This window comes from Rahnella sp. PCH160, assembly GCF_047784855.1.
Classification (GTDB): domain Bacteria; phylum Pseudomonadota; class Gammaproteobacteria; order Enterobacterales; family Enterobacteriaceae; genus Rahnella.
Window position 1 is genome coordinate 3630542 of record NZ_JBLOGT010000001.1, and the last position, 13759, is coordinate 3644300.

The window sequence follows — 13759 nt, forward strand, 5'->3', positions numbered from 1 at the left end:
TTTATGCTCAAAATGTTCAGGCAAAACTGTGGTCATGCAAAGCTTGGCAGCAGCGCTTCAATCGCCGCTGGCCAGTGTTCACGCGACGCCCAGAGACGCATCATTTCGACGTCCGGCGCCATCAGGCGATCCTTTTCAAGGAACGCGACGTTTTCGCGGATGGCCTTCATTTCGTTTTCCAGCGTCACGGAGCTTTGCAGTGTACGGTGGAAATCAATCCCCTGTGCAGCCGCCATGGCTTCGATGCCCACGACGACGCTGGTGTTAAAGCACATGTCGCCCAGACGTCGTGCGGCGTAGGTCGCCATGGAAACGTGGTCTTCCTGATTCGCGGAAGTCGGCAGGCTGTCAACGCTGCCCGGATGTGCCAGCGATTTGTTCTCTGACGCCAGCGCCGCCGCCGTCACCTGCGCAATCATGAAACCGGAGTTCACACCGCCGTCGTTGACCAGGAACGGGGGCAAGCCGGAGAGGCCGGTATCAAGCAGCAGTGCCATACGGCGTTCAGAAATGGCACCGATTTCCGCCACCGCCAGCGCGATGATGTCAGCGGCAAACGCCACCGGTTCAGCGTGGAAATTCCCCCCGGAAATCACATCACCATTTTCGGAGAAGACCAGCGGGTTGTCGGACGCTGCATTGGCTTCGATGCGAAGAATACGCGCGGCGTGATCCAGGTTATCGAGGCACGCGCCCATGACCTGCGGCACGCAACGGATGGAATACGGATCCTGCACACGACCACAATCGGCGTGAGACGTGACAATGTCACTGCCTGTCAGGATTTGAGAAAGCGCCGCAGCCACACGAATCTGGCCCTGCTGCCCGCGTGCTTCGTGAATGCGCGGATCCAGCGGTTTCACCGAGCCTTTGATGGCTTCGAGCGACAGAGCACCCGCCACCAGCCCGGCAGAAAATACGCGTTCGGCTTCGAACAAACCGGAAAGCGCCAGAGAGGTTGAAACCTGCGTGCCGTTGAGCAGTGCCAGCCCTTCTTTCGGCCCGAGCTCGAACGGCACCAGACCCACGGTCGCCAGCCCTTCGGTGGCAGACATTTTTTCACCTTTCACTGTGACATGGGCTTCGCCAATCAGCATCAGGGAGAGATGCGCCAGCGGGGCCAGATCGCCGGAAGCGCCCACCGAGCCTTTCTCAGGGATACACGGATACACGCCCGCGTTGAATAAAGTAATCAGCGCATCGATGACTTCAATGCGAATACCGGAATGGCCGCGCGACAGGCTCAGGACTTTGGTTGCCATGACCAGACGCACCACATTATCCGCCAGATCCTTGCCGATACCGACGCTGTGCGACAGCACCAGATTACGTTGCAACTCAGCCAGCCGTTCAGCAGGAATACGCGTCTGCGCCAGTTTGCCGAAACCGGTGTTGATCCCGTAAACCACTTTGCCCGACTCAACGATGCGGGTGACCGTTTCCTGCGACGCCAGCACGCCCGCGCGCGCCTCCTCAGCCAGTTCAAGGCGGACATTGCCCTGATAAATCTTGCGCAGCATCGGCAGGTCAACATGGCCCGGTTGCAGGCGGCAAAGGGTTAAATCGGTGGATGAAGAAGCCATAATCTATTCCTGTATAGACAAGTGAAACGGGAAGTAAACCCGGCTAAGGCCTCAGCCCGCCGGGTGTTTATGCAATACCTGATACGACAACGTTAAATTTTTACCCGCAGGGAGGAGATCAGTGATCCATCGTCTGCAGTGTTTCGGTACGGATTTCTTCCGTCACCCGCGCTTTCAGCGCCATAAATTCCGGTGACGTTTTCAGGGTGTAATCGCGCGGATGCGGGAAATCGACGGCAATTTCTGTCTTAATCCGCCCCGGCCGCGCACTGAAAATAGCCACTTTGTTCGCCATAAAAATCGCTTCGTCGATATCGTGCGTCACAAACAGCACGGTTTTACGCGAGGATTCCCAAATCGACAGCAGCAGTTCCTGCATCATCACGCGGGTCTGGTTGTCGAGCGCTCCAAAGGGTTCGTCCATCAGCAAAATTTTCGGATCATTCGCCAGCGCACGGGCAATCGCGGTGCGCTGCTGCATGCCGCCGGACAACTGGCGGGGAAAATGTTGCTCAAATCCGCGCAACCCGACCTTATTAATAAAATAGTCGCTGCGCTCTTTTTGCGCCGCTTTACTGACACCGCGCTCCTGCAAACCAAAACGGATGTTTTGTTCCACCGTCAGCCACGGAAACAGGGTGTAGCTTTGAAACACCATTCCCCGGTCAGCGCCAGGCCCGTCGACCAGCTCACCGTCGAGCCAGACTTCCCCGCGCGTTGGCTGATCCAGCCCGGCCACAATGCGCAGGAGCGTGGATTTACCGCAGCCCGACGGCCCGAGAATGGTGATGAAGTCATTTTCGTTAACCTGATAATCCACCGGCAACAGCGCCTGCGTTTTCTCGCCTTTCGGGCCGGTGAAAATACGTTCCACCTGCCGGACACTCAGTTTTGGATAGCTCATCACAGTGAACTCCAGACAAACAGGCGACGGTTAGCCGCTTTAAATAACAGGTCAGAAAGCAAACCAATACAGCCGATCACGATAATGCCGAAGATCATCTGCCCGGTGTTGAGCAGCGCCTGGCTGTTGACGATCATATGCCCGATGCCGCTCGATGAACCGATCAGCTCCGCCACGATGACGTACGTCCACGCCCAGCCCAGCACCAGCCTCAGCAGCTCGGCAATTTCAGGCGCAGCCCCCGGAATAATCACCCGGCGAACCACGCTCTGATTGGTCGCGCCCAGCGTATACGCGGCTTCGACCAGATCACGTCGTGCAGCGCCCACCGTCACGGCCACCATCAGGGTTATCTGGAAGAAGGATCCGATGAAAATCACCAGGATTTTCTGCATTTCACCGATCCCTGCCCACAGGATCAGCAGCGGAACAAACGCTGACGCAGGCAGATAGCGGCAAAACGACACAAACGGCTCAAAGAACGCTTCAATCAGTTTGTACGACCCCATCAGGATGCCCAGTGGCACGGCAACGGCACAGGCCAGAACAAACCCGCCCAGCACGCGCATCACCGTCATCCCGATGTCGGTGGTGAAATCGAAATCGGTAAACAGTAAAACGCCTTCCTGCAACATGCTGGCCGGGCTGGCGAGAAATGTCGGTGAAACAAAACCGGTAAACGTCACCAGCGCCCACAAGGCGAAAAACAGGACAAAAAAACAGAACCCGAGGAAACCGCGTCGCCTTGCTGCAACCGGGCGCAAAGGCACCATCAGCGGGTTATGCCAGATTTTTTTGCTTGCCGGCAACGGTGCCGGCTCGCGTAAATCTGACGACGCATCAACGGGAGTTTTTGCGGCCTGAGAGACAGGACTGTTCATGTCAGTGTCCTTCATGGCTATTTCACGTATTTCGCGTCATACAAGGTGTTGATGTCCGGCGTTTTACGCAGGATTTTCATCTCTGTCAGCAGTCGCGCGGCTTCGTTGGTGAAGGTGACGATTTCACCGCTGAAGAATTTCTTGTTGGCATCACGATCCTGCCAGCGCAGATAACTGGATTCTTCCGCAAACTGTTTGCCGGTTTCTTTTACCGCAGCACCCATGATTTCGTTGGATTTCTCCGGGTCTTTCCTGATCATATCCAGCGCTTCGAAATAGCTGTCGACCAGCGCCTGTGCGGCTTTCGGGTTTTTATCCAGCCACGCAGGCGTACAACCCAGCGTATCCATTACCATCGGGTAATCCAGCGTCGTGGCGATGATTTTGCCTTTGTCCGGGCTCTGACGGATGTTGGAAAGATACGGTTCGTAAGAGACCGCCGCATCGTTTTGCCCGGCGATAAACGCATGCGCCGCCGCATCCGGCCCCAGCGTCGCCAGCTTGACGTCTTTCATCGTCATACCGTTTTTATCGAGAATCCACGCCAGCAGGAAGTAAGAAGAGGTGCCCGGCGCATCGACGCTGATGGTTTTCCCTTTCAGGTCGGTAATTTTGTTGATGCCGCTGCGCACGGCGATACCGTCCGCACCGTAGGATTTATCGAGCTGCACAATTTGTTTAATCGGCACGCCGCTGGCGTTCCAGGTTAAATAGGTTTCCACCGTGGTCGCCGCGCACTGCAATGAACCGGAAGCAATCGCAAGATGACGGGACTGCTGCGGCACCATTTTCAGCGTGACTTCAAGACCGTGCTTTTTGAAGATCCCGGCTTTATCCGCCAGCGTCAGCGGTGCAAAACCTGTCCACCCGGAGATACCAATAGCGACCGGTGTATCTGCCGCCTGCGCCGCGCTGACAGTCCCGCTGCCCATCGCTACAGCCAGCCCTAACAAAGACAACGAACGTTTCAGTACAGCCCTGGAAATCATGTTGTTCATCTGCCACTCCTGCCAAAGTACCTGTCGGGGAACGCCTGAAGCGGAGAAAAACTTCAGGCAAATTGCGCTACTGTATATTCTTGTCTATACAAGTCAGTCGACTGTAGTTAAGCAAGCTTTGTGCCAGTTCCGGCAGAGGCCATGTTACGTCGTTTTCTTTCTCACACTGCCCCGTGGCCCGGCCGAGGATGAATCAATTCGGTGCGCCGCACGCTCTTTTTTAGCGCACGTCTACCTCGTAATTTTGGCCCAGAGCAGTAGGCTATCAGCGTGTTTTGCCAGCACGATAAAATGTTCAGCGTCATTTTTTTCCGCTAGAGGTGCAGACCAGACAAATCCTTCACCTCTTCCGATTACTACCCCGTCTGGTAGTTGCCACTCACCGCGAATAACATAAATAATGCCACCTCTCTCATGCGTGATTTGCTGGTTTTCCCTGACCGAGATGACACAAGCAGCGCAGACATTCCGGCGCGTCATCACATTGAAATCGGTCGTCACTCCGCCCATGAGATAGGCGCTCAATGCAATGTCCCCGCTGAATGCGAAAGGTTTGCCCGCTTCGCTGAGATGATGATCAATCTCCGGTTCGGCGAGCAGATGAACGCCCCCGCCGCTCAGCAAAGTAATGGAACGGTCTATGCCGGTGAAAGCGGAAAACGGGCCGTCCTGCGCGATGGTCGCAATGCTGGCTCGCCAGTCAAAATCCGTTTTACCCGGCGGATAACTGATGATTTCACGGGTTTCGCCGCCGCCATTTCGCCACGGGCTGACCGGTAAGTTGTCGAAGGAAAAATGCTGCCAGTGTTTCATACGGCATCCTCTGCCAGCTGATTCAGCAGGTGCAGGAAATCTTTTGCCGCTTCCTGTTGCTGTTCATGCTGCCCGTCGATAATGCGTGCGACACCGCCGACGAACACATCGCGGATTTGCCCCGCATTCCCGGCAAAAAGCCAGCGGTTAAGCAATTCGGTGTCTCTGACGGCTGACAGATAAGGATCCAGCCCGTCGAGCACCAGCCAGTCGGCGCGGTAGCCTGCGGATAACTGCCCGATTGCCGCACCACACGCCTGCGCACCGCCCTGCAATGCCTGCACATACAGCACGTCACCGACGGAATTTTGCGAGGCTGTGGTCAGACGGTTGCGTCGCTGGTCGCGCAGGCGCTGGCCGTATTCAAACCAGCGGAGTTCTTCCACCACGTTGAGAGAAACGTGGCTGTCGGAGCCAATCCCCAGCGGCCCGATTGCGCGAGATAATCCACTCCGGGGAAAATGCCGTCGCCGAGATTGGCTTCGGTGGTCGGGCAAAGCCCTGCCACTGCGCCGCTGTTCGCCATGCTCGCCAGTTCAAACCGGTCGGCGTGGGTGGCGTGGATCAGGCACCAGCGGGCATTGATGTCGATTTTGTCATACAACCAAGCGATCGGGCGCTGCCCGCTCCAGCCCAGACAATCGTTCACTTCTTTTTGCTGCTCGGCGATATGGATATGCACCGGCAACTGTTTGTCGCCCGCCGCCAACACCTGCTGCATTTGTTCAAGAGAAACGGCTCGCAGCGAATGGAAGCACAACCCCTGATTTTGCAGCGGCTGATTTTTAATCTGGCTACGGATAATGTCCTGCTGTTGCAGGTAACCGTCGGCATCCTGAATAAACCGTTTTTGCCCGGCCTGTGCCGGCTGAGCGCCGAATCCGGCGTAGCTGTAAAGCACCGGCAGCAGGGTCAGCCCGATACCGGTTTGCGCGGCGGCTTCGCTCAGATACGCGGTCATTTCGCCGCGACTGGCGTAAGGTTTTCCGCTGATATCGTTGTGCAGGTAGTGGAATTCAGCGACCTGTGTATAGCCACCTTTGAGCATTTCGATGTACAACTGACGGGCGATAACGCCAACCTGTTCTGGCGTCAGGCGCAGTACCATGCGATACATCAGGTCGCGCCATGTCCAGAAGCTGTCCTGCGGATCGCCCGCGACTTCCGCCAGCCCCGCCATCACACGCTGAAAAGCGTGAGAATGCAGGTTGGGCATTCCTGGAACCACCGGGCCGGAAAGACGGATGCAGCCCGTCGGATCACTCCCTGGCGTCACGGCGCTCAGTATTCCGGCAGCATCAACGTCCAGACGCACATTGTGCGCCCAGCCGTTGGCAAGTAAGGCGCGTGTAGCAAAATAAGCAGGCATGACAGCGTTCCTGATCGGCAAAGAGAAACATAAACGCAATTTTATAGAAACAATTGCAAAAATTTTAAGCGACTTGTCTATACATATACATATGCCTGATTGCGCTGTAAACTTGCAACAATCCTTTTTTAAAATTTAGTTTTTCGTCACGCCCTTTCCGTTACTTTCCACGAATGGAAACTGATGAGCGTTCAGGGAAAATTTCCAAATACCTGTGTATTTTTTTGAGAGGTCAGAGACATGTCGGAGCCCACACCACTTTCTTCGCAAAGTGCAGCGCAACTGGGAGTGTCTCAGCAGACATTGTCCGAGCTGGCTGCGGCGATGAGCGACACGCCTGCGCCGATTTATCAGCGCGTGAAACAGGCGATCACCGGTCAAATCCGCGCCGGTGTCTGGAAGCCACATCAGCGCGTCCCTTCTGAAAGTGAGCTGGTCAACGAACTGGGCGTCAGCCGTATGACCATCAACCGTGCGCTGCGCGAACTGACCAGCGAAGGTTTTCTGATTCGCATGCAGGGCGTCGGGACGTTTGTCGCTGAAGCCAAGGCCTACACACCGATGCTCGAAGTCCATAATATCGCCGATGAAATTGCCCAGCGCGGACACCGCCACGACAGCAAAATTCTGGTCTGCGAAGCCCGTCTGGCTGACGCTGAACAGGCGCTTCAGCTGGGTATTGCACCGGGCGCGATGTTGTTTTATTCGCAGATTGTACATTACGAAAACAATGTGCCGGTGCAGATTGAAGACCGCTTCGTAAACCCGGAAACTGCGCCGGATTACCTTCAGCAGGTACTCAACAATCAAACGCCGTACACCTACCTGATGGAAATCGCGCCCCTGACCGCCGGTGAACACCGCGTTGAAGCCGTGGGTGCCAGCGATGAACAGCGCGAACTTTTGCAACTCAGTGAGCATGAACCCTGCCTCCTCATCCATCGCCGTACCTGGAGCGGCAGCCGCGTGGTGACCTCTGCGCGTCTGATTTATCCGGGTTCCCGTTACCAGTTGTTCGGGCGTTTCACCAGCCACGGCTGATGCCTTTTCGTTCCGCACTACCCTAATCGCGGCCTTTCCGGGCCGCTATCCTTTCTTTTAAATTTTGGAAGACGTCTCGTAATAAGAAAAAACTATCGCTGGCTGCCTTGCCGGTTTAGCGGTAATGCGTTAGGTTGACTTTAGTTGTCTATACAAGATGAATTCAGCCTGGAGCCTGTCATGCCGGTAGCACTTTCCCCCTGTTTGCCTTCCGAACCGCCTTCTCAGTGTGACAGCGTATGGCGCGGTGCCACGCTGGTGACCATGAAAGACGGGCATTACAACCTGATCGAAAATGGCGCGATTGCCGTCACCGGCGGCAAGATTGTCTGGGTGGGCAGCGCGGCGGATTGCCCGGCCTTTTCGGACGCCCGGCAGCACGATTTTGACGGCGGCATCATCACGCCGGGCCTTGTCGACTGCCATACGCATCTGGTGTTCGGAGGCGATCGCAGCGCTGAGTTTGAGCAACGTTTAAACGGCGTGAGTTATGCCGAAATCGCCGCGGCGGGCGGCGGAATTCTCTCGACCGTTAACGCCACGCGTGACGCCACGGAAGAGGAATTACTTGAACAGGCGTTATTTCGCCTCAAACCGCTGCTGGCCGAAGGTGTCACCTGCGTTGAGATTAAATCCGGCTACGGCCTGAGTGTGGAAAGCGAGCTGAAAATGCTGCGCGTGATCCGCAGGCTGGGCGTGATCTTGCCGGTTGAGGTGAAATCCACCTGCCTTGCCGCCCACGCCCTGCCGCCTGAATTTAAAGGCCGCGCCGGTGACTATATTGACCTGATTTGCGACACGTTACTGCCGGTGGTCGCCAGCGAAAATCTGGCCGATGCGGTGGATGCATTCTGCGAACATCTTGCCTTTTCGCCGGATCAGGTTGAACGGGTATTTACAGCCGCTAAGGCGCTGGGTTTGCCGGTGAAACTGCACGCGGAGCAACTTTCTTCGCTGCACGGCAGCGCGCTGGCAGCGCGACATCACGCGCTTTCCGCCGATCATCTGGAATACGCTACGGAAGACGACGCCAAAGCGATGGCCGCCGGCGGTACCGTCGCCGTTTTACTGCCGGGTGCCTATTATTTGCTGCGCGAAACGCAGTGCCCGCCGGTTGGGTATTTCCGCCTGCATAACGTGCCGATGGCGCTGGCAAGCGACGCCAATCCGGGCACATCTCCGGCGCTTTCGCTGCGTCTGATGCTCAATATGGGTTGCACCCTGTTTCGTCTCACGCCGGAAGAAGCGCTGGCCGGTATCACCTGCCACGCTGCGCGGGCGCTGGGATTACAGGACTCGCACGGCACGCTGGAAGTGGGCAAAGTCGCTGATTTCATTCACTGGCCGCTGTCGCGACCGGCGGAACTGGTTTACTGGCTGGGCGGGCAGTTGCCCTGCACTATCGTTTATCGCGGAGAAATCCGGGGAGAATTTCGTTCATGAGCCTTTCAGCAGCTAACGTCATCGCCGATCCTTACCATTTCATTCCCGGCACAGCACCAATACTGATCAGCATTCCCCACGCAGGCACACACCTGACGCCGGAAGTCGCCAGCGGGCTGAGTGACGCCGCCCTGCCGCTGTCCGATACCGACTGGCACATTCCGCAGCTGTATGACTTTGCCCGCGCGCTGGGTGCCAGCATTCTGGTCGGCCAGTATTCGCGGTTCGTGATCGACCTGAACCGTCCGTCCGACGATAAACCGCTCTATGCGACTGCCACCACCGGTTTGTATCCGGACACATTGTTTGACGGGCGCGCCACCTTTAAACCGGGAATGACGCCGACTGACGACCGGCGTCAGCAATATCTCGATGAAATCTGGCAGCCGTATCACCAGAAAATTCAATCAGAACTGGCACGAATGAAACAGGAATTCGGCTATGCGCTGCTGTTTGACGCCCATTCAATTGCCTCCGTGATCCCGCGTCTTTTCGATGGCCGGTTGCCGGATCTGAATCTCGGCACCAACAGCGGTGAAAGTTGCGCGCCGGCACTGAGTGAAATCCTCGAAAAAACCTGCCAGCAGCAGACGCGTTTCACTCACGTTCTGAACGGACGCTTTAAAGGCGGGTATATCACGCGGGCTTACGGCCAGCCGGAAAACGATGTACATGCCGTTCAGCTGGAACTGGCGCAGGTGAATTACATGGAAGAAATTGAGCCGTTCAGCTATTCAGAGGACAAAGCCTCTGAGCTCCAGGCATTGTTGAAGCCATTGCTGGCGGGGATGCTGGCGTGGGGAGCGGAGAGATATAAACAGGGCGCTGTTTAATCACGCTTTTTATCGCTGACGCTTGGTTTGATTGGATTGGATTGGATTAGGTGTAAGTTTCGGTTTCTCAATTGCAGTGATCGCTTAACGCGCCGTGCCGAAACCGACAAAAGAGGGGCAAGACGGCCCCTCTTTTGAATCTCCACGTCTTTTTAACTGCGCGCTATCGCTCGCTGGCTATGTTTCAGCAGCTACAGCTATTGCCGCGAAAACTTGCCGCTTCGCGGTTCCCTTGCTCGGTTTCGAGCCACAGGTCTCGAAACACTTCGCTCGGCAAGCTTTCTGAAAGCGGCCACTGGCTTATCTAAATTCAAAATCATGCTGGTCTTGATCTTTTACAAAGGCAATCTGGCGCGCTCAGAAATTTTGCTGACCGAGGGTTCGAGACCGCAAGGCTCGAAGCCCGTAGGGAAGGTACCGCGCAGCGGCAAGATTTCGCGCCACACGCCGATTTACCAGAACATGTCCGTCGACCCAGCGATAGCGCGCAGTGAAAGAGCCTGGGGGTCTTGGGGGCGGCGGCGATAGGCCGCCCCCAAGTCGGTGTGGGCCGACGCCCACGACCTTGAACTTAAGGCCAGTTTGGGTGGCAACCCAATATATTGAATTACTTAAAGTCCGCGTACGGTACTAACGGCTGCGGCGGCATATCCAAATCCCCCTGCCATCCGCTTAAGGAATATCTGGCGTACAGCAGATAATGACTCGGCGTATAATCCTTCGCCTGCTGAATGTCGACCCCGGCACCCACTGTCCAGTGGGAACTGACACGACGCTCGAGCAGCGCCTGCACCGTATAACCGAACCCGGAACCGCTGCTGCCGGTTTCGATAGCACCTTTGTCCGGCAGAGAATCAGGAATAAGATTCTGAATCGGATACCGTTTTTCGTCGCTGGTAGATGAACGTGACCACGAAACCGAACCGCCCAGTTGCCATGACCAGTTCTCTGTTCGCTGGCGGTAATTCACCGGCACCGACAGCGAAAAATACTGCTGCGGACTGTAGTAACCGCCCTGTCCCAGCGTGTAGCCGCTGAGATCTTTCTGGTAATGCCACAACATCGAACTGAGGCCGACGGTTGCGCGGCGGTTGTCTTCGTTAATAACTTTGTAGTAATAGCCGCCCATCAGGCGCTCGCGGGTGTTGTCTTCGACGTTTTCACCCGTCAGCTGGTGCGCGCTGACGTCTGCCCAGACGCCGTTTGCCAGCCCCTGATCGTAGCTCAGGCCGAGGCTGGCACCGGTTGCGCGGACGCCGCCCCAGGTAGTGCCGGTTCCCGGATCTTTTGCACCGGCAAAGGAAAGCAGTGAGCTTGAAATCGGACGGCGTGACACCGTGGTGGTCCAGCCGATATCGCCCCAGTCTCCGCTGTACGCCAGCCCGCCGACCCAGTCAACGACCGGGAAGCCCAGCGGCGTGGTGCCCAGATCCCCTTTCCATTTGTCGTTTTCCCAGCCCGCGCCAAGGCTGACGCCGTTGGCCGTCTGGCTGCGGTAGCTCCGGCAATTCTGATCACTACAGGTCCCGAAACTGGCTTCGAAGTTGCCGTTTTGATTGTCAAACGTTCCCGCATCCATACGTACCCAGTCGGCACGCAGGAATCCACGCCCCTGATAAACAGGCATGTCGGCCTGGAACATGGTGGTGTTGGCGGTGAGATCCGATTTCCCCGGTGTGCCACTGGAGGTCCAGGAATCGTTGTCCACCGTGAAATTCACGTCCTGCTGACGATACAGATCATGCGCGTCGGCACGAATGCCGCGTTTTAGCCAGTCATCGCTGGCGTTGTTGCGGGTCAGACGGGTGTAACTGTCGTTGTCCTGCGGCACGTTGTCGGTGATCCCGCTGGCGATCATCGCCTGTTGGTAATCCTGACGCGCCCGTTGCGGCTGGCCGAGCTGTTGTTCGACGTTGGCGGCGTTGCGGTAAATCAGCGCTTTGTCCTGCCCGGCGGGTTGCGTGCGTACGGCGGTTTTCAGCGGTTGTAACAATGCGGCGGCGCGCGAGGTTTCGCCCACGTCAAGCCACGCCATCGCGACGCGGCGCTGCTGATTCAGGCTCATGCCTTTCAGATCGGCGGCTTGCAGCAACTGTCTGGCTTGCGATTTTTTGCCCGCTGCCACGGCGGTATCGATATCAGTCAGGGTTTTGTCGAGCTGAATTCGCTGCGCCATTTCGCGCATGTTGTCGTTCCACTTCGCTTCCGGCAGCGTATGCAGATTGCGCAAAGCCGCTTCGGCACGATCGGAGCCGGAAAGGTAAAGCGAATAAGCGTAAACCTGTTGCAGATCCGCCGGACGTTTTGCCGCAAGATGCGCGAAAGCGGCGTCGGCCTGCGCCGGTTCTCCGGCTTCGCGCAGGGCGTTGGCGTAGTGATATGTGGTCCAGACATCGTCCGGATTGAGTTTCAGCGCCTCGGCATAACGGTTGGCGGCCTGATTCCACTGGCGGTTAGCGACATACTTTTCGGCCTGCGCAGTGACAATGTCACTTTTCAAACCACGTTGCTTATCCACCAGTTTGGCCTGAGACGCGGCCGGTAATGAATTAAGATAATCGAGCGCTTTTTGCGATGACTCACGCTGATAAATATTCACCAGCCCGCGCTGGGCGCTGCTGTTGTCGCGTTCAAGGCGTAGCGCGTGAAGATAGGCCTGCTCCGCCTGCGGGTCATTTTTGCGCGCCACGGCAACATCGCCGAGGCCAATCAGCGCCCACGGATCGCGTGAGTCGATACGCTGCGCCTGTTTGTAAGCCGCTTCGGCCTGATCAAGCTGAAGGGCTTTGAGCGCGTTATCGCCCTGACTGATTTTCAGCCAGTAGCTGTTGGTCTGGATAAGACTGGTCCATTTACCGGAATTATAACCGTCGGTTTCCGCTGCTTTCGCACGCTGGAACAGGTTCAGCGCCTGTTGGCGGTTACCGGTGCGGGAATACGCCAGCCCCATCGCGCCCAGCACTTCTGCGTCATTCGGTTTGGCCTGTAACGCCTGTTTAAGCGGTGCGATGGCGCCCGTTGAGCCGCCCTTGCTGACCTGAGCCAGCCCGCGAACGCGCGCCTGATAATGAGGATCGGCCAGCAACGCCTGCTGACGCTGAAGTTCCTGCTGCGCCGCAATCACCTGCGGGCCGGTATCAAAGGTCGAAATAAACTGTTGCAGCGCGTCAACACTGCCATTAGTTACCGGCTGGTCTTTAATTTTAGCCAGCCAGAGATCTGCGGCAGGCGAACGGCCTTCGTTGGTTGTGGCAATCTGTTTCACTAACCCGACCGCTTTGGCATTATCGCCTTCATCAAAGGCCATCTGCGCCAGTTGCAAACGCAGTTGTACATCGCCCGGATACTGGTTATTGAGCGCCTGTAACTGCGCCTGTGCCCGTGCTTTTTGCCCCGGCAAACGGGCGACCAGTTGCCAGTATTCAACGGCCAGATCTAATGTTGGCGGCTGACCATCAAAAAGCTGGTCGTACTGCGCTTTGGCTTCATCCAGTCGCCCTGCCGTTGCCAGCAAACGCGTCTGCTGAAGTTTCTGCTGCATCTCCGGCGAGGCAATTTTCAGACTTAACTGTGCCTGCCGGTATTCGTCAGAACCGGGTGCCACTTCTTTAATTCTTTCAAGTTGCTGCTGCGCTTTAACCTGATCGCCCTCCCGCAGGGAAAGGCGCAGACGTGCGGACAACACTTTTGGATTTTGCGGATCCATTAATTCCAGTCGAAACAGTGACTGGCGCACCAGATCATCCTGATGGCTGGCTTCGCCGACGTGGACCTGTTCCATCAACCACTGTTCCGGCGAAACCACCGGTGCCGAAATCGACGGCACCGCGAGCAGTGCCAGCCCTAACGCCAGGGCCAGCCGGTTGAAAATAAACGGGATCCTGCGGCGCGTGT

The 13759-nt window shown here is 56.7% G+C and carries 9 protein-coding genes and 1 pseudogene; 3 read left to right on the forward strand and 7 right to left on the reverse strand.

What is annotated here, in order from left to right; all coding sequences use genetic code 11:
• Positions 1-32 precede the first annotated feature (32 nt).
• The 6 genes and pseudogenes from hutH to ACM5QY_RS16705 form a co-directional block, all read right to left on the reverse strand.
• Positions 33-1583, reverse strand: coding sequence for a histidine ammonia-lyase (hutH, locus tag ACM5QY_RS16680; RefSeq protein WP_416121848.1), 1551 nt, complete (start codon positions 1581-1583; stop codon positions 33-35).
• Between the two features lie 118 nt (positions 1584-1701).
• On the reverse strand, positions 1702-2487 hold the full coding sequence (locus ACM5QY_RS16685) for an ABC transporter ATP-binding protein (protein WP_416121849.1): 786 nt from the start codon (positions 2485-2487) through the stop codon (positions 1702-1704).
• Positions 2487-3368, reverse strand: a complete 882-nt coding sequence (locus ACM5QY_RS16690) for an ABC transporter permease (protein WP_416121850.1) — start codon at positions 3366-3368, stop codon at positions 2487-2489. The genes ACM5QY_RS16685 and ACM5QY_RS16690 overlap by 1 nt, the downstream gene beginning before the upstream one ends.
• Before the next feature lie 17 nt (positions 3369-3385).
• Positions 3386-4366, reverse strand: a complete 981-nt coding sequence (locus ACM5QY_RS16695) for an ABC transporter substrate-binding protein (protein WP_416121851.1) — start codon at positions 4364-4366, stop codon at positions 3386-3388.
• A gap of 231 nt (positions 4367-4597) precedes the next feature.
• Positions 4598-5179 (reverse strand): HutD/Ves family protein, encoded by a 582-nt coding sequence (locus tag ACM5QY_RS16700; protein ID WP_416121852.1) that lies wholly within the window; start codon positions 5177-5179, stop codon positions 4598-4600.
• Positions 5176-6548 (reverse strand): annotated as a pseudogene (locus ACM5QY_RS16705) (formimidoylglutamate deiminase). Before ACM5QY_RS16705 ends, ACM5QY_RS16700 begins: the two are co-directional and overlap by 4 nt.
• A 240-nt stretch (positions 6549-6788) precedes the next feature.
• Here ACM5QY_RS16705 and hutC point away from each other — a divergent pair.
• The 3 genes from hutC (at position 6789) to hutG (ending at position 9865) form a co-directional block, all read left to right on the forward strand.
• The gene (gene hutC / locus ACM5QY_RS16710) at positions 6789-7589 is read left to right on the forward strand and encodes a histidine utilization repressor (protein WP_416121853.1); all 801 of its coding nucleotides are present in this window, start codon (positions 6789-6791) and stop codon (positions 7587-7589) included.
• A 180-nt stretch (positions 7590-7769) separates the two neighbouring features.
• On the forward strand, positions 7770-9032 hold the full coding sequence (gene hutI, locus ACM5QY_RS16715; RefSeq protein WP_416121854.1) for an imidazolonepropionase: 1263 nt from the start codon (positions 7770-7772) through the stop codon (positions 9030-9032).
• On the forward strand, positions 9029-9865 hold the full coding sequence (hutG, locus tag ACM5QY_RS16720) for an N-formylglutamate deformylase (RefSeq protein WP_416121855.1): 837 nt from the start codon (positions 9029-9031) through the stop codon (positions 9863-9865). The genes hutI and hutG overlap by 4 nt, the downstream gene beginning before the upstream one ends.
• Before the next feature lie 607 nt (positions 9866-10472).
• Here the strand turns inward: hutG and ACM5QY_RS16725 are convergent.
• Entirely contained in the window at positions 10473-13646 is a 3174-nt protein-coding gene (locus tag ACM5QY_RS16725) for a cellulose synthase subunit BcsC-related outer membrane protein (RefSeq protein WP_416122910.1), read from the reverse strand.
• Positions 13647-13759: the final 113 nt, after the last annotated feature.